This is a genomic window from Pseudomonas sp. MIACH (assembly GCF_001269925.1).
Classification (GTDB): domain Bacteria; phylum Pseudomonadota; class Gammaproteobacteria; order Pseudomonadales; family Pseudomonadaceae; genus Aquipseudomonas.
Genome location: NZ_LHVO01000033.1, coordinates 251,541 through 267,311, shown reverse-complemented (window position 1 = coordinate 267,311; position 15,771 = coordinate 251,541). Strand labels below are relative to the sequence as shown.

General features: G+C 60.4%; 18 protein-coding genes. All 18 read right to left on the bottom strand.

Annotated elements, in window-relative coordinates:
- Positions 1–8: 8 nt before the first annotated feature.
- The 18 genes from AD670_RS14385 to fliL all read right to left on the bottom strand — a co-directional run bounded on the left by AD670_RS14385 (position 9) and on the right by fliL (position 15,658).
- Positions 9–2,228 (bottom strand): chemotaxis protein CheA, encoded by a 2,220-nt coding sequence (locus AD670_RS14385; protein ID WP_053133280.1) that lies wholly within the window; start codon positions 2,226–2,228, stop codon positions 9–11.
- Positions 2,229–2,239: 11 nt separating this feature from the next.
- Complete coding sequence (locus AD670_RS14380) at positions 2,240–3,028, bottom strand: protein phosphatase CheZ (RefSeq protein WP_053133277.1); 789 nt, start codon at positions 3,026–3,028, stop codon at positions 2,240–2,242.
- A gap of 18 nt (positions 3,029–3,046) precedes the next feature.
- Entirely contained in the window at positions 3,047–3,421 is a 375-nt protein-coding gene (locus tag AD670_RS14375; protein ID WP_160385018.1) for a chemotaxis response regulator CheY, read from the bottom strand.
- 170 nt (positions 3,422–3,591) lie between these two features.
- Complete coding sequence (gene fliA / locus AD670_RS14370) at positions 3,592–4,332, bottom strand: RNA polymerase sigma factor FliA (RefSeq protein WP_015885174.1); 741 nt, start codon at positions 4,330–4,332, stop codon at positions 3,592–3,594.
- Complete coding sequence (gene fleN, locus AD670_RS14365; RefSeq protein ID WP_003192912.1) at positions 4,329–5,162, bottom strand: flagellar synthesis regulator FleN; 834 nt, start codon at positions 5,160–5,162, stop codon at positions 4,329–4,331. The genes fliA and fleN overlap by 4 nt, the downstream gene beginning before the upstream one ends.
- Positions 5,163–5,267: 105 nt before the next feature.
- Positions 5,268–6,584 carry a flagellar biosynthesis protein FlhF gene (flhF, locus tag AD670_RS14360; RefSeq protein WP_053133274.1) on the bottom strand — a complete coding sequence of 439 codons (1,317 nt, stop codon included), beginning with the start codon at positions 6,582–6,584 and terminating at the stop codon, positions 5,268–5,270.
- A gap of 12 nt (positions 6,585–6,596) precedes the next feature.
- Positions 6,597–8,711, bottom strand: a complete 2,115-nt coding sequence (gene flhA, locus AD670_RS14355) for a flagellar biosynthesis protein FlhA (RefSeq protein WP_262417292.1) — start codon at positions 8,709–8,711, stop codon at positions 6,597–6,599.
- Between the two features lie 348 nt (positions 8,712–9,059).
- Positions 9,060–9,407, bottom strand: a complete 348-nt coding sequence (locus tag AD670_RS14350; RefSeq protein ID WP_053133271.1) for an FKBP-type peptidyl-prolyl cis-trans isomerase — start codon at positions 9,405–9,407, stop codon at positions 9,060–9,062.
- A 285-nt stretch (positions 9,408–9,692) separates the two neighbouring features.
- The gene (locus tag AD670_RS14345; RefSeq protein ID WP_053133269.1) at positions 9,693–9,905 is read right to left on the bottom strand and encodes a cold-shock protein; all 213 of its coding nucleotides are present in this window, start codon (positions 9,903–9,905) and stop codon (positions 9,693–9,695) included.
- Positions 9,906–9,949: 44 nt separating this feature from the next.
- Positions 9,950–10,150, bottom strand: a complete 201-nt coding sequence (locus tag AD670_RS14340) for a cold-shock protein (RefSeq protein ID WP_053133267.1) — start codon at positions 10,148–10,150, stop codon at positions 9,950–9,952.
- Positions 10,151–10,284: 134 nt separating this feature from the next.
- Entirely contained in the window at positions 10,285–11,421 is a 1,137-nt protein-coding gene (gene flhB / locus AD670_RS14335; protein WP_053133265.1) for a flagellar biosynthesis protein FlhB, read from the bottom strand.
- A gap of 3 nt (positions 11,422–11,424) precedes the next feature.
- Positions 11,425–12,210 carry a flagellar biosynthetic protein FliR gene (fliR, locus tag AD670_RS14330; protein WP_053133263.1) on the bottom strand — a complete coding sequence of 262 codons (786 nt, stop codon included), beginning with the start codon at positions 12,208–12,210 and terminating at the stop codon, positions 11,425–11,427.
- 4 nt (positions 12,211–12,214) lie between these two features.
- Entirely contained in the window at positions 12,215–12,484 is a 270-nt protein-coding gene (gene fliQ, locus AD670_RS14325) for a flagellar biosynthesis protein FliQ (RefSeq protein ID WP_027603863.1), read from the bottom strand.
- 4 nt (positions 12,485–12,488) lie between these two features.
- A complete protein-coding gene (fliP, locus tag AD670_RS14320; protein ID WP_053133261.1) occupies positions 12,489–13,232 on the bottom strand; it encodes a flagellar type III secretion system pore protein FliP in 744 nt (247 codons plus the stop codon).
- The gene (gene fliO / locus AD670_RS14315; RefSeq protein ID WP_053133258.1) at positions 13,232–13,669 is read right to left on the bottom strand and encodes a flagellar biosynthetic protein FliO; all 438 of its coding nucleotides are present in this window, start codon (positions 13,667–13,669) and stop codon (positions 13,232–13,234) included. Before fliO ends, fliP begins: the two co-directional genes overlap by 1 nt.
- Before the next feature lies 1 nt (position 13,670).
- A complete protein-coding gene (fliN, locus tag AD670_RS14310) occupies positions 13,671–14,138 on the bottom strand; it encodes a flagellar motor switch protein FliN (RefSeq protein ID WP_027603860.1) in 468 nt (155 codons plus the stop codon).
- Between the two features lie 38 nt (positions 14,139–14,176).
- Positions 14,177–15,145, bottom strand: coding sequence for a flagellar motor switch protein FliM (gene fliM, locus AD670_RS14305; RefSeq protein WP_053133255.1), 969 nt, complete (start codon positions 15,143–15,145; stop codon positions 14,177–14,179).
- Positions 15,146–15,154: 9 nt separating this feature from the next.
- Positions 15,155–15,658 carry a flagellar basal body-associated protein FliL gene (gene fliL, locus AD670_RS14300; RefSeq protein WP_053133252.1) on the bottom strand — a complete coding sequence of 168 codons (504 nt, stop codon included), beginning with the start codon at positions 15,656–15,658 and terminating at the stop codon, positions 15,155–15,157.
- Between the last annotated feature and the right edge of the window lie 113 nt (positions 15,659–15,771).

Sequence of the window (15,771 nt, the reverse complement as noted above, 5' to 3'; positions counted from 1 at the left end):
CACCAGAATCAAATACGCCGAGCGGCGTAACGCTTGAGCATGCTCGGAACATCGAGAATCAGTGCGATCCGACCGTCACCGGTAATGGTCGCACCCGACATGCCCGGGGTTCCCTGCAGCATTTTGCCCAAAGGCTTGATGACCACTTCTTCCTGGCCCACCAGTTGATCGACGACAAAGCCGATTCGCTGGGTGCCCACGGAGAGAATCACCACATGGCCCTCGCGCTGCTCTTCATGGGCAGCCGAAGCAACCAGCCAGCGCTTGAGGTAGAACAGGGGCAACGCCTTGTCCCGAACGATCACCACTTCCTGGCCGTCCACCACGTTGGTGCGTGACAGGTCGAGGTGGAAGATCTCGTTGACGTTGACCAGCGGGAAGGCAAATGCCTGGTTGCCCAGCATCACCATCAGGGTCGGCATGATCGCCAGGGTCAACGGCACCTTGATGACGATCTTGGAGCCCTGGCCCTTGGTCGAGTAGATATTGATCGAGCCGTTGAGCTGGCTGATCTTGGTCTTCACCACGTCCATGCCCACGCCACGGCCCGACACGTCGGAAATCTCGGTCTTGGTCGAGAAGCCAGGGGCGAAGATCAGGTTGTAGCACTCGGTGTCGGTCAGGCGGTCGGCGGCGTCCTTGTCCATCACGCCACGCTTGACTGCAATATTGCGCAGAATCGTCGGGTCCATGCCCTTGCCGTCATCGGTGATCGACAGCAGGATGTGGTCGCCTTCCTGTTCCGCCGCCAGGATCACCTTGCCGCCACGGGACTTGCCCGAGGCTTCACGTTCTTCCGGGGTTTCGACACCGTGGTCGACAGCGTTGCGCACCAAGTGGACCAGCGGGTCGGCCAGGGCCTCGACAAGGTTTTTGTCGAGGTCGGTTTCTTCACCCACCAGTTCCAGGTTGATCTCTTTCTTCAGTTGGCGCGCGAGGTCGCGAACCAGGCGCGGGAAGCGGCCGAAGACTTTCTTGATCGGCTGCATCCGCGTTTTCATCACCGCGGTTTGCAGGTCGGCGGTGACCACGTCGAGGTTCGACACGGCTTTCTGCATGGCTTCATCGCCACTGCTCAAGCCCAGGCGCACCAGGCGGTTACGCACCAATACCAGCTCGCCGACCATGTTCATGATGTCGTCCAGCCGCGCGGTATCGACCCGTACGGTGGTTTCGGCTTCACTGGCCGGTTTTTCCGCGACGGGTGCCGCAGCGGCACGTGCCGGAGCCGGGGCAGCAGCGGGCGCAGGCGCAGGCTTGGCGGCCGGCGCGGCAGCTTTGGCAGCGGGTTTGGCCGCAACCGGTGCCGCCGTGGCCACGGCAGCAGCCGGGGCGACTTCGGTGAACTTGCCTTTGCCGTGCAAGTCGTCCAGCAGCGCTTCGAATTCGTGATCGGAGATCAACCCATCGTCCGCAGGCTTGGCAGTGGCAGCGGGTGCTGCGGCCGTAGCGGCGACTTCCGGCAAGGCGTCGGCCGCAAAGGTGCCCTTGCCATGCAACTGGTCGAGCAAGGCTTCGAATTCGTCGTCAGTGATGTCGGTGCTGGCAGACGCGGCAGGCGCATCCACCGCAGCAGGGACAGCACCGGCAGGCGCTACGGCGTCGGCCGCGAACTGACCTTTGCCGTGCAACTGGTCGAGCAAAGACTCGAACTCAGCGTCGGTAATGTCTTCGCTGCTCGGCGCGACAGCCGGGGCAACGGCGGCCGGAGCTTCGGCCTCGGCCTTGACGGCACTGAGGGAGTTGAGCAGTTGTTCGAACTCACTGTCCGTCACATCTGCTTCAGGCTCCGCCACCGGTTCCGGTGCGGCTTCGACCACCGGCGCTGCCGTGGTGTCGGCCGGCTCTGCATAGCGCGCCAGGGCGGCCAGCAGTTCCGGAGTGGCTGCGGTGATCGGGGCACGCTCGCGAACTTCGCTGAACATGCCGTTGACCGCATCCAGTGCTTCGAGAATCACGTCCATCAACTCCGAATCAACGTGACGCTCACCCTTGCGCAGGATGTCGAACACGTTCTCGGCGATGTGGCAGCACTCCACCAGCTCATGGAGCTGGAGGAAGCCGGCGCCCCCTTTTACAGTATGAAAACCGCGAAAAATTGCATTGAGCAGGTTCGCATCATCCGGGCGGCTTTCCAGCTCGACCAGTTGTTCGGACAGTTGCTCTAAAATTTCGCCGGCCTCTACAAGGAAATCCTGAAGGATCTCTTCATCGGCGCCGAAGCTCATGTGGGTGCTCCTTAGAAGCCTAAACTGGATAACAGGTCATCTACGTCATCCTGACCTGACACAACGTCTTCACGTTTATCGGCATGAATCTGCGGACCTTCACCCTTGGCGAGATGTTTTTGTGGATCTTTTTCCGAGAGGATCGCTTCGCGGTCATGTTCGATGCCGGCAAAACGGTCGACCTGGCCGGCCATGAGCACCAATTTGAGCAGGTTGCTTTCCACTTCGGTGACCAACTGGGTCACACGCTTGATCACCTGACCAGTCAGGTCCTGGTAATCCTGGGCGAGCAGAATGTCATTGAGGTTGCTGGCAACCGTGCGGTTTTCCTGCTCGCTGCGTGACAGGAACCCTTCGACTCGACGGGCCAGCTCACGAAACTCTTCTGCACCGACTTCACGGCGCATGAAGCGGCCCCAGTCGTTGCTCAGGGCGTGGGCCTCAGTGGCCATGCCGTTGACCAGGGGCGTGGCGTTTTCCACCAGGTCCATGGTGCGGTTGGCCGCCGCCTCGGTCAGCCTGACCACATAGGACAGGCGTTCGGTGGCATCGGTGATCTGCGAAATCTCTTCGGCCTGGGGCATGTGCGGATCAATCTGGAAATTGACGATCGCACTGTGCAGCTCGCGTGTGAGCTTGCCCACTTCCTGGTACAGGCCGCGGTCACGGGTCTGGTTGAGCTCATGGATCAACTGCACCGCGTCGCCGAAATGGCCTTTTTCAAGGCTGTCGACCAACTGGTGAGCATGCTTTTTCAGGGTCGACTCAAAGTCGCCCAGTGACGTTTCTTTATGCTCCATAGCTCCCCCGCGATGGCATTAGCCGTGGATGCGTTCGAAGATCTTTTCGATCTTCTCTTTCAAGGCCTGTGCAGTGAATGGCTTGACCACGTAACCGTTGACCCCGGCTTGGGCGGCTTCGATGATCTGTTCACGCTTGGCCTCGGCGGTCACCATCAACACGGGAAGGCTGCGCAGTTTTTCGTCGGCACGCACGTGGCGCAACAAGTCGATACCGGTCATGCCCGGCATGTTCCAGTCCGTTACCAGAAAGTCGATGCTCCCGCTGTTGAGGATCGGAATCGCCGTCAGGCCATCATCCGCCTCGACCGTGTTTGTGAACCCCAGGTCACGCAACAGGTTTTTTATGATCCGCCGCATCGTTGAGAAGTCATCAACGATGAGGATTTTCATGTTCTTGTCCAATTCGACCTCCAAGCAGTCTTAAACGCGCCCAGCACCTGGACGCGCCATTTCAATCAACAGGCATTACACAACAAGGACTGCCGGGGGCACCACGGGTCGAACCCGCGAAGGCCAATCACCTTCGCGGTATCGCTTTGCAATGCTCCCCACACTGCCTGTCAGCGCGCTCGCCACTCTCCCAAACGCCCCCGCAAGCGGGCCGCGCACTGGCTGTGCAACTGGCTGACACGCGATTCGCTGACCCCCAGGACCTCACCGATTTCCTTGAGGTTCAGCTCTTCGTCGTAGTACAGCGCCAACACCAACCGCTCGCGCTCCGGCAGGTTGGCAATGGCGTCCGCCAACGCCCCCTGGAAACGTTCGTCTTCCAGGTCACGCGACGGCTCCATATGCGCGCTCGCGCCGTCCTCGTGCAGCCCTTCGTGCTCGCCGTCCTGCAACAGGTCGTCGAAACTGAACAGGCGGCTGCCCAAGGTATCGTTCAAAATCCCGTAATAATCGTCGAGACTCAATTGGAGTTCGGCCGCAACTTCGTGATCTTTAGCGTCGCGACCGGTTTTTGCTTCAATTGCCCGAATTGCGTCACTGACCATGCGCGTATTGCGGTGCACCGAGCGTGGCGCCCAGTCACCCTTGCGCACTTCGTCCAGCATCGCGCCACGGATACGGATGCCCGCATAGGTCTCGAAACTTGCACCCTTGCTTGCGTCGTACTTGGTCGACACTTCGAGCAGGCCGATCATGCCCGCCTGGATCAGGTCTTCGACCTGGACACTGGCGGGCAGGCGTGCCAGCAGGTGATAGGCGATCCGCTTGACCAGCGGCGCATAGCGCTCGATCAACTCGCCTTGACTGTCACGGGCAGACTTCTTGTACGCGTTATAGCCGTTCGCTGTCATAGCACCGGTCCTGCACTCGTCTGATGCACCAATCGCTCGACGAAAAACTCCAGATGCCCCCGAGGGTTGGCAGGCAACGGCCAGGTATCGACCTTCTGGGCAATAGCCTTGAACGCCAATGCGCATTTGGAGCGAGGGAACGCTTCGTAGACTGCACGCTGCTTTTGCACAGCCTTGCGCACACACTCGTCGTAGGGAACTGCGCCGACGTATTGTAAGGCCACATCGAGAAAGCGATCCGTGACCTTGGTCAACTTGGCGAACAGGTTGCGACCTTCCTGCGGGCTCTGGGCCATGTTGGCCAGGACGCGGAAGCGGTTCATGCCGTAGTCGCGGTTAAGCAGTTTGATCAGGGCGTAGGCGTCGGTGATCGAGGTGGGTTCATCGCAGACCACCAGCAAGACTTCCTGCGCCGCGCGCACGAAGCTGACCACGGACTCGCCGATCCCGGCGGCGGTGTCGATCACCAGCACGTCGAGGTTGTCGCCGATATCACTGAATGCCTGGATCAGGCCGGCATGCTGCGCCGGACTCAGGTGCACCATGCTCTGGGTGCCGGAGGCGGCCGGCACGATGCGGATCCCGCCAGGGCCCTGGAGCAGCACATCGCGCAGCTCACAGCGTCCCTCGATCACATCGGCAAGGGTGTGTTTGGGCGTCAGCCCCAGCAGAACGTCGACGTTCGCCAGCCCCAGGTCAGCATCCAGCAGCATGACGCGACGGCCAAGCTCTGCCAGGGCCAGGGACAAATTCACTGACACGTTAGTTTTTCCGACGCCACCTTTGCCGCCGGTCACCGCGATCACCTGTACGGGATGCATGCTGCCCATTTTATTTCTTTACCTTGTCTTGCTTAGACGCAGGCTACATGGCTTGGCCGCGTGAATCGCTTGCAGACCATCGATGTAGGTACATTTCACGGTGTTCATCGCGCCTCAACCCACCCGCTTTGCCGGGTTGTGGTAAAGGTCGGCGAACATATCGGCCATCGCTTCCTCGCTAGGCTCTTCTTGCATTTGCACGCTCACGGCGCGGCTGACCAACTGATGACGGCGCGGCAGATGCAAATCATCCGGGATCCGCGGCCCGTCGGTCAGGTAAGCAACCGGTAGTTCATGGCTGATAGCCAGGCTCAACACTTCGCCCAGGCTGGCGGTTTCATCCAGTTTGGTCAGGATGCAACCGGCCAGACCGCAACGCTTGTAGCTATGGTACGCAGCGGTAAGAACCTGTTTCTGGCTGGTGGTTGCAAGCACCAGGTAATTTTTTGACTTGATGCCGCGCCCGGCCAGGCTTTCCAGTTGCATGCGCAACGCCGGATCGCTGGCTTGCAGGCCGGCGGTGTCAATCAGCACCACACGCTTGCGCAGCAACGGATCGAGCGCGTTGGCCAGGGACTGGCCCGGGTCGACGTGGGTGACCGGCACATTGAGGATACGGCCCAGGGTCTTGAGCTGTTCCTGGGCGCCGATGCGGTAGCTGTCCATGCTCACCAGCGCGATGTTATTCGCGCCGTACTTGAGCACGTAACGCGCCGCCAGCTTGGCCAGGGTGGTGGTCTTGCCCATGCCGGCAGGGCCGACCATGGCAATCACGCCGCCCTCTTCCAGGGGTTCGATTTCCGGGGTGGCGATCATCCGCGCCAGGTGGGCCAGCAACATGCGCCAGGCCTGGCGAGGCTCTTCGATTTCGGTGGTCAGCGCCAGCAGGTCGCGGGACAACGGTCCGGACAGGCCGATGCGTTGCAGGCGACGCCACAGGTTGGCCTGTTGCGGCTTGCTGCCTTGCAGCTGGGTCCAGGCCAGCGACCCGAGTTGCACTTCCAGCAGTTCGCGCAGGCCGTTGAGTTCAAAGCGCATCGAGTCGAAGACGCGCTGGTCGACTGCGGCAGCCGGGGCTGGCGCAGCAGGACGCGGCGGTTCGATAAAGGTTGGTTCGACCAGCGGCTCGGCGGCGGTCAGCGGCAGGCCGGCGAACAACTGGCGATTGGTGGTGGCATCGCTGTCGCCACGCATGCTCAGTTCAGCCTGGGCCGAGACGATGCGCGACGCAGTCTTGCGCAGCTCGTCTTCAAGCTCCATGTTCGGCACACGCGGCGCCAACGCCGAGGGGGTGTAATCCAGGGCAGCCGTCAGCTCGACACCGCCGGCAATACGACGGTTACCGATAATCGCGGCGTCGGCGCCCAGCTCATCGCGGACCAGTTTCATGGCCTGACGCATATCGGCGGCGAAAAAACGCTTAACTTGCATAACCCACTACCCTCAGCCGTTGGGCCCTACTGTCGCGACGATAGTCACTTGCTTGTTGTCAGGAATTTCCTGATAAGCCAAAACGTGCAAATTCGGTACTGCCAGACGTCCAAACCGCGACAACATCGCCCGAACCGGGCCTGCCACCAGCAGAATCACCGGTTGGCCCTGCATTTCCTGGCGCTGTGCAGCGTCGATCAACGAACGCTGCAGTTTTTCAGCCATGCTTGGCTCCAGCAGAACGCCCTCTTCCTGGCCTTGTCCCGCCTTCTGAATACTATTGAGCAATATTTGTTCCAACCTTGGTTCCAAGGTGATCACAGGCAGCTCGGAGTCAAGCCCTACAATGCTTTGCACGATTGCGCGGGACAATCCGACACGCACTGCGGCCACCAGCGCGGCGGTATCTTGACTCTTGGCGGCGTTGTTGGCGATAGCCTCGGCAATGCTGCGAATGTCGCGCACCGGCACCTGTTCGGCCAGCAACGCCTGCAGCACCTTGAGCAGTTGCGACAGTGACAGCACGCCCGGCACCAACTCTTCCGCCAGTTTTGGCGAAGCCTTGCCCAGCAACCCCATCAATTGCTGGACTTCTTCGTGACCGATCAGCTCATGGGAGTGCTTGTACAGAATCTGGTTGAGGTGCGTGGCGACCACCGTACTGGCGTCCACCACGGTGTAGCCCAGGGACTGCGCCTGGCTGCGCTGGCTGATTTCGATCCACACCGCGTCCAGGCCAAAAGCCGGATCTTTGGCGGTGATGCCGTTGAGGCTGCCGAACACCTGGCCGGGGTTGATTGCCAGCTCGCGGTCCGGGTAGATCTCGGCTTCGGCCAGGATCACGCCCATCAGGGTCAGGCGGTAGGCACTGGGTGCCAGGTCGAGGTTGTCGCGGATGTGCACGGTGGGCATCAGGAAGCCCAGGTCCTGGGACAGCTTCTTGCGCACGCCCTTGATCCGCGCGAGCAACTGGCCGCCCTGGTTGCGGTCCACCAATGGAATCAGGCGATAGCCGACTTCCAGGCCGATCATGTCGATAGGCGTCACGTCGTCCCAGCCCAACTCCTTGGTTTCCTGGGCGCGCGCCGGGGATGGCAGCAGTTCCTGCTGGCGCGCCACTTCCTGCAGGGCCTGGACCTTGACCGCATTTTGCTTTTTCCAGAACAGGTAGGCAGCGCCGCCCGCCAGGGCCGCCATGCTCAGGAACGACACATGGGGCATGCCCGGCACGATGCCCATGATCGCCATGATGCCCGCTGCCACGGCCAGGGCCTTGGGCGAGGCAAACATCTGCCGGCTGATCTGCTTGCCCATGTCTTCGGAGCCCGAAGCACGGGTCACCATGATGGCTGCCGCTGTAGATAACAACAGTGATGGCAATTGCGCCACTAAACCGTCACCGATGGTCAGCAAGGCGTATACCTTGCCCGCATCGCCGAAGGTCATGCCGTGCTGGAAGATCCCGACCGCCATGCCGCCGATCAGGTTGATAAACAGGATCAGCAGGCCGGCGATGGCGTCACCGCGCACGAATTTGCTGGCACCGTCCATGGAGCCGTAGAACTCGGCTTCCTGGGCCACTTCCAAACGGCGGGTCTTGGCCTGGTTCTGGTCGATCAGACCGGCGTTGAGGTCGGCGTCGATGGCCATCTGTTTGCCGGGCATGGCGTCGAGGGTAAACCGCGCGCTCACCTCGGAAATCCGCCCGGCGCCCTTGGTCACCACCACGAAGTTGATGATCATCAGGATCGCGAACACCACGATACCGACCACGTAGTTACCGCCGATCACCACCTCACCGAAGGCCTGGATTACCTTACCGGCGGCGGCGTGGCCGTCTTGGCCGTGGAGCATCACCACCCGCGTGGACGCCACGTTCAGCGCCAGCCGCAGCAGGGTCGCCACCAGCAGGATCGTCGGGAACACCGCGAAATCCAGCGGCCGCAGGGCGTAGACGCACACCAGCAGCACCACGACGGAGAGGGCAATGTTGAAGGTGAAGAACACGTCCAGCAGGAACGGCGGCATCGGCAACATCATCATTGCCAGCATGACCAGCAACAACAACGGCACACCCAGATTGCCCCGCGAGAGGTCAGTCAGGGTGCCACGGGCCGTGCTGAACATTTGAGAGCGATCCACCACCGGTATTCCTCGTTTCCTTGAAGCAAACTTTTGACGCCGGGAGGCGTCCTGGAGGCGGTATTGCAAGAAGCCTTCCAACTTTGCTTTTAGTTTCGGACCTCCTCATAAAGGACACAATCCAGCGGGTATAAATCGATTGGACTGTGGGGGGGGCTTGCTCCCGATTGCTGAGTGTCAGGCACTGATGTTTTGACTGATCCACCACTATCGGGGGCAATCCCTTTCCACACTTTCGAGCGGGGGTAAGCTTTTAAAGAGGTCGTATATTCCAGGCCTGCGGGTCTTTGTGACCTTGCGAGATGTCATATTCCTCTGGCAGTAAGAGAACAATCAAACACCGAGCAATTCCACATCAAAGCAGAGTGTTGCATTTGGTGGGATTAGCCCCCCAGCGCCCCTTGCCCCATACCCAAGCTGAGGAGGGATGATCAACCTTCGCTGCCCGCCAACCTTCATTCCTTGCACACCCTCATCCCACCCACGAATAACTTGACCCGCACCCAATGCAAACACGAATGGATCGTTGCGATCACGGCTCGAGTCAAACTTGGCCCCTTGTACGCCATTTTCCCAAAGCCAACCCGTGTAATGAACGCTGACACGCTGGCCAGCCTTGGCTTCAACACCTTCACCCTCTGTCGTGTCCCCATACTGAAGACCGCTGTCGGTAGTGATCATCAGAAATCCCTCCTTCCTCAACAAGATTTACGCACGCCGTGTGCGTTCCGCCCCATCAGATCGCGATACCGTGGCGGCGGCTACTGTTAAGGTTGACAGGTAGCAAGTACAACTCACTAGCAAAGGCCCAACGGCCAACTGAGCTTATCGAGGTGAAATCGGGGCCAAATATTGGAGGGGCTTACCCCAGATAGCCGTGTGTCAGGCCAAGGGTAGGCTGCTGATACACCGCTATCGGGGTGTAGAACCGTAGACATCGTTTACATCTGAAACCGGGGACATCGTTTACACATTTGAGGCCTGGACGCGGACGTTTTCAGCCTGAGCACCTTTGGGCCCTTGGGCAACCTCGAACTCTACTTTTTGCCCCTCTTCAAGGGTTCTGAATCCGCCGCTCGTTATGGCCGAGTAGTGCACAAATAGATCGCCCCCACCGTCCTGAGTGATAAACCCAAACCCCTTCTCCGCGTTAAACCATTTCACCGTACCCGTCGCCATTGCCGTTCTCCGTACACTTCAATTAAGGGCCAGCACGGGTGTCGTCAGATCAGTTTGATGTCGCACGCATAGACGCCATCGGGCCGATGAATCATCCGAAACGACACTTTCTGACCCTCCGAAAGCAAGCGCTCACCCGAGCTGCGCGAATCTACTGACACGTCATCGCCGCCACCCTCCGGCGCAATAGAGCCTTTGCCGGTTTGCGGGTCATAAGCTTTGACTCTGCCTTTAAACAACTGCATCACCTCACATCCTGCATCGTAATGCGCAGTGCCTGAAGGCCATAGAACCGCGAGAAGGTAATGCTGGCTACTGTCAAAGTTGACAGGTCGAGGGGAGTTTTCGACGAGCGGTGGCACTATAAATGCGGGAAAGATCAGGAATCGCGACGCAACTCCGGCGGAATCGGCAGATCCTTGAGCGGATCCGGGCGCTTGCCCTTGCCGGCGCGGTATTGGCGAATCTGATAGACATACGCCAACACCTGGGCCACGGCCAGGTACAACCCTGCGGGGATCTCCTGGTCAAGGTCGGTGGAGTAGAAGATCGACCGCGCCAGCTCCGGCGATTCCAGCAGCAGGATGTCGTGGGCCACGGCGATTTCGCGGATTTTCAATGCGGTAAAGTCGCTGCCCTTGGCCAGCAGCATCGGGGCGCCGCCCTTCTCCGGGTCGTACTTGAGGGCCACGGCGTAGTGCGTCGGGTTGGTGATGATTACGTCAGCATCGGGCACCGAAGCCATCATCTTGCGCTGGGACATTTCCCGCTGCAGCTGGCGAATGCGTTGCTTGACCTCGGGACGCCCCTCCTGGTCCTTGTGCTCGTCACGCACTTCCTGCTTGGTCATCAGCAGTTTCTTGTGGCTTTCCCACAGCTGGATCGGCGCATCCACCGCCGCGATGATGATCAGCCCGGCGGCCATCCACAGCGCACTCCAGCCCACCACCTGCACGCTGTGGATGATCGCCGATTCCAGCGGTTCATGGGCGATGCGCAGCAGGTCGTCGATGTCCGACGACAACACCATCAGCGCGACGAACAGAATCAGGATGAACTTGGCCAGGGCCTTGAGCAGCTCTACCAGGGCCTTGGCGGAGAACATACGCTTGAGCCCTGCCGCGGGGTTCATGCGGCTGAACTTGGGCGCCATGCTGCCGGCGGCGAACAGCCAGCCACCGAGGGCGACCGGACCAATCAGCGCGGCCAGCAGCAAGGTGATCAAGATGGGCTGCACCGCCAATATCGCGATTTTGCCCGAGTGCAGCAGGTATTGGCCCATGGAGCCGGGGTTGAGCAACACATCGCGCGGCAAGGTGAAGTTGTGCTTCATCAGCTCCATCAGGTCCAGCGCCAGGCCGCCGCCATAGATCAGCAAGGCCCCGGACCCGGCCATCATGGTCGCAACGGTGTTGAGTTCCTTGGAGCGGGCAATCTCGCCCTTTTCCCTGGAGTCCTTTTTACGTTTCTCCGTGGGGTCTTCTGTTTTGTCCTGACCACTCTCGCTCTCGGCCATGGCTCAGCGCGCCCGTGCCAGATCGCGTAAGAACTGCAAGGCGTCGGTCGCCAGCGGTTGATACTGATTGAGAATGTCGGCCAGGCCGATCCAGAAAATCCCCATGCCCAATACCAGGGTCAGCGGGAAACCAATCGAAAAGATGTTCAACTGCGGCGCCGCACGGGTCATCACACCAAACGCAATGTTGACCACCAGCAGCGCGGTGATGGCCGGCAGCACCAGCAACAGCGACGCGCCAAGCACCCAGCCGAGGCGCCCGACCATTTCCCAGAAGTGATTGACCACCAGCCCAGAGCCCACCGGCAAGGTGGTGAAGCTTTCGGTCAACACCTCGAACGCCACCAAGTGACCGTTCATGGCCAGGAACAACAGGGTCACCAGCATGGTCAGGAATTGTCCGATCACCGCCGCCGACACGCCGTTGGTGGGGTCGACCATGGACGCAAAGCCCATACCCATCTGGATCGAGATGATTTGCCCGGCAATCACAAATGCCTGGAAGAACAGCTGCAGGGAGAAGCCCAACATGGCGCCGATCAGGATCTGCTCGGCGATCAGCATCAGGGCACTCAGGTCCAGGGCATTCACCGGCGGCATGGGCGGCAACCCGGGCACCAGCACCACGGTAATTGCCACGGCGAAATACAGGCGCACCCGGCGTGGAACCAGGGTCGTGCCGAACACCGGCATGGCCATCAGCATGGCCGTCACCCGAAACAACGGCAGGATGAACGAGGCCACCCAGGTGCTGATCTGGGTGTCGGTCAATGCCAGCAGGGAATTCATTCGATCAGCCGATCAACTGCGGAATACTGCCGTACAACTGCAGGATGTATTCCATGAAGGTTTGCACCAGCCACGGGCCGGCGACGATCAGGGTGATCAGCATCACCAACAGGCGCGGCAGGAAGCTCAAGGTCTGTTCGTTGATCTGGGTCGCGGCCTGGAACATCGCCACCAGCAGGCCCACCAACAGGCTCGGCACCACCAGCACGGCCACCATGACGGTGGTCAGCCACAGCGCTTCACGGAACAGGTCGACGGCGACTTCTGGGGTCATTGCGCTATACCCCGCCGAAACTGCCGGCCAGGGTGCCGATAATCAGCGCCCAGCCGTCCACCAATACAAACAGCATGATCTTGAACGGCAACGAAATAATCAGCGGCGACAGCATCATCATACCCATGGCCATCAGCACGCTCGCCACCACCAGGTCGATGATCAGGAACGGGATAAAGATCATGAAGCCGATCTGGAACGCGGTCTTCAATTCGGAGGTGACAAACGCCGGCACGAGGATGGTCAGCGGCGCCTGGTCCGGGGTCGCGATGTCGGTACGCTTGGACAGGCGCATGAACAGCTCAAGGTCGCTGGAACGGGTCTGCGAGAGCATGAAGTCCTTGATCGGCCCTTGCGCCCTGTCGATCGCGACCTGGGCCGTGATGGTCTCGGCCAGGTACGGTTGCAGGGCTTGCTGGTTCACCTTGTCGAACACCGGCGCCATGATGAACATCGTCAAGAACAACGCCATGCCGGTGAGGATCTGGTTCGACGGCGTCTGCTGCAGGCCCAGGGCCTGACGCAGGATCGAGAACACGATGATGATCCGCGTGAAGCTGGTCATCAGCATGACGAACGCCGGGATAAAACTCAGCGCGGTCATGATCAGCAGGATCTGCAGGCTGACCGAATATTCCTGGGCCCCGGCCGCATTGGTACCCAGCGTAATCGCCGGGATCGACAACGGGTCGGCGGCAAACGCCAACGGCGCGGCCAGCAACAGCATGAGCGTCAATAAAACGCGCATTACTTCTTATCCTTCTGATCCTTGCCCAGCAACTCCATCAGGCGCTGGGCGAATTCTGGCGTGGCGGGCTTGGACTGATCCACATTCACCGGAGTCTTGAGTACATGCAGCGGGGTAATGCGGCCGGGGGTAAGGCCCAGCAGGATCTGCTCTTCGCCCACTTGCACCAGCACCAGCCGATCCCGTGGGCCGAGGGCGCGGGAGCCGATCATTTCGATCACCTGCGCGTTGCCGGGCCCCACCTGCTGCACACGGCGCAGCAGCCAGGCCAGCACAAAGATCAGGCCGACCACCAGCAACAGGCCCAGGACCAACTGGGTCAATTGCCCACCCAGCCCAGTGCCTGCCGGCGCGGCGACCACGGCCTGGGCCACCGGCTCGGCGGCCCAGGCGTGCAATGGCAGCGCGACCAACAGTCCCACCATCAGCCGGTTCATATCAGCGCAACTTCTTGATGCGTTCGCTTGGGCTGATCACGTCGGTCAGGCGGATGCCGAACTTTTCGTTGACCACCACCACTTCACCGTGGGCAATCAGCGTGCCGTTGACCAGCACGTCCAGCGGCTCACCGGCCAGGCGGTCCAGTTCGATGACCGAGCCCTGGTTGAGTTGCAGCAGGTTGCGGATGTTGATGTCGGTGCTGCCCACTTCCATGGAGATCGACACCGGGATGTCGAGGATCACGTCCAGGTTCGGCCCATCGAGGGTCACCGGGTCGTTGTTCTTCGGCACGCTGCCGAATTCTTCCATGGGCAGGCGGTTGCCTGCCGGCGCGGTGGCGGCGTCGGCGGCCAGCAGGGCGTCGATATCGTCCTGGCCAACATCGCCGGTTTCTTCCAGGGCCGCAGCCCATTCGTCAGCCAGGGCCTGGTCTTCGGCGGAAGTGTTTTCGTGTTCGGTAGCCATTACATGTCCTCGGCGGAGCAAACATTTATAAATAGGGATCAGCGACGGTTGATCGGCTCAACCACTTGCAAAGCGAGGTTGCCCTTGTGGGACCCCAGCTTGACCTTGAACGACGGCACGCCGTTGGCGCGCATGATCATTTGTTCCGGCAATTCGACCGGGATGATGTCACCCGGCTGCATGTGCAAAATATCCCGCAGGCGCAGTTGACGGCGGGCCACGGTGGCGCTCAGGGGCACATCGACGTCCAGCAGGTCTTCGCGCAGGGCCTTGACCCAGCGTTCGTCCTGGTCGTCCAGGTCGGACTGGAAGCCGGCGTCGAGCATCTCGCGCACGGGCTCGATCATCGAGTACGGCATGGTCACGTGCAGGTCACCGCCACCGCCATCGAGTTCGATGTGGAAGGTGGACACCACAATGGCTTCGCTGGGGCCGACGATGTTGGCCATGGCCGGGTTCACTTCGGAGTTGATGTACTCGAAATTGACTTCCATGATCGCTTGCCAGGCTTCCTTCAAGTCGATGAAGGCCTGCTCCAGCACCATGCGCACCACGCGCAATTCGGTCGGGGTGAATTCCCGGCCTTCGATCTTGGCGTGACGGCCGTCACCGCCGAAGAAGTTGTCCACCAGCTTGAACACCAGCTTGGCGTCGAGGATGAACAGCGCGGTACCGCGCAGCGGCTTGATCTTGACCAGGTTGAGGCTGGTGGGCACGTACAGCGAGTGCACGTACTCGCCGAACTTCATCACCTGCACGCCACCCACCGCCACGTCCGCCGAGCGGCGCAGCATGTTGAACATGCTGATCCGGGTGTAGCGGGCGAAACGCTCGTTGATCATCTCCAGGGTCGGCATGCGTCCACGGACGATGCGATCCTGGCTGGTCAGGTCATAACTTTTGACGCTGCCGGGCTCGGCAGCCATTTCGGTCTGTACCAGACCATCGTCGACGCCATGCAACAGCGCGTCGATCTCATCCTGGGACAGCAGGTCCTGCACGGCCATGTGGTGATCCTACTGCAATACGAAGTTAGTGAAGAGCGCCTGCTCGACCACGACTTTGCCGAGTTCCTTCTGGGCCACTTCCTGCACGCTGGCAGTGACCTTCTGGCGCAGCATTTCCTGGCCCACCGGGGTGGCCAAGCTGTCGAAGCCCTGGGCGGAGAACAGCATCACCAGGTTGTTGCGGATCACCGGCATATGCACCTTGAGGGCATCCAGGTCCGACTGGTTACGCGCCAGCAACGTGATGCTCACCTGCAGGTAGCGTTGACGACCGTTCTGATTGAAGTTGGCGACAAAGGCCGGAAGCATCGGCTCGAAGATTGCCGGTTGCTTGACGTTACTGGCGTTTTCGGCGGCAGGTGCCGGCTTGCTGGCACTGCTGTGCATGATGTACCAGGTGCCGCCCACCGAGGCGCCGATGGCCAGGAGCAAGCCCACGACTATCATCAGGATAAGCTTGAGCTTGCCTTTGCCTGCGGGTGCTTTTACTGCTGCGTCGTCGCTCTTCGCCATGCCAATAATCCGTCACTATTCGGGGATTCATAGATCTACGGAAAGGCAAGAGCAAGTGTTATGCCAGAGTTGTCTGGTTGAACACAGACAACGGAACAGCACAAATCAAATGT

Coding starts and splice junctions, on each gene's coding strand:
- AD670_RS14350 (WP_053133271.1), bottom strand. CDS start 9,407: ATGATCACTACCGACAGCGGTCTTCAGTATGGGGACACGACAGAGGGT.
- fliP (WP_053133261.1), bottom strand. CDS start 13,232: ATGCGCGTTTTATTGACGCTCATGCTGTTGCTGGCCGCGCCGTTGGCG.
- fliO (WP_053133258.1), bottom strand. CDS start 13,669: ATGAACCGGCTGATGGTGGGACTGTTGGTCGCGCTGCCATTGCACGCC.
- fliQ (WP_027603863.1), bottom strand. CDS start 12,484: ATGACCCCAGAAGTCGCCGTCGACCTGTTCCGTGAAGCGCTGTGGCTG.
- fleN (WP_003192912.1), bottom strand. CDS start 5,162: ATGGGCAGCATGCATCCCGTACAGGTGATCGCGGTGACCGGCGGCAAA.
- AD670_RS14380 (WP_053133277.1), bottom strand. CDS start 3,028: ATGGAGCATAAAGAAACGTCACTGGGCGACTTTGAGTCGACCCTGAAA.
- fliN (WP_027603860.1), bottom strand. CDS start 14,138: ATGGCTACCGAACACGAAAACACTTCCGCCGAAGACCAGGCCCTGGCT.
- AD670_RS14385 (WP_053133280.1), bottom strand. CDS start 2,228: ATGAGCTTCGGCGCCGATGAAGAGATCCTTCAGGATTTCCTTGTAGAG.
- fliM (WP_053133255.1), bottom strand. CDS start 15,145: ATGGCCGTGCAGGACCTGCTGTCCCAGGATGAGATCGACGCGCTGTTG.
- AD670_RS14340 (WP_053133267.1), bottom strand. CDS start 10,150: ATGCAGTTGTTTAAAGGCAGAGTCAAAGCTTATGACCCGCAAACCGGC.
- fliA (WP_015885174.1), bottom strand. CDS start 4,332: ATGACAGCGAACGGCTATAACGCGTACAAGAAGTCTGCCCGTGACAGT.
- flhA (WP_262417292.1), bottom strand. CDS start 8,711: ATGTTCAGCACGGCCCGTGGCACCCTGACTGACCTCTCGCGGGGCAAT.
- flhF (WP_053133274.1), bottom strand. CDS start 6,584: ATGCAAGTTAAGCGTTTTTTCGCCGCCGATATGCGTCAGGCCATGAAA.
- fliL (WP_053133252.1), bottom strand. CDS start 15,658: ATGGCGAAGAGCGACGACGCAGCAGTAAAAGCACCCGCAGGCAAAGGC.
- AD670_RS14345 (WP_053133269.1), bottom strand. CDS start 9,905: ATGGCGACGGGTACGGTGAAATGGTTTAACGCGGAGAAGGGGTTTGGG.
- fliR (WP_053133263.1), bottom strand. CDS start 12,210: ATGAATTCCCTGCTGGCATTGACCGACACCCAGATCAGCACCTGGGTG.
- flhB (WP_053133265.1), bottom strand. CDS start 11,421: ATGGCCGAGAGCGAGAGTGGTCAGGACAAAACAGAAGACCCCACGGAG.
- AD670_RS14375 (WP_160385018.1), bottom strand. CDS start 3,421: ATGAAAATCCTCATCGTTGATGACTTCTCAACGATGCGGCGGATCATA.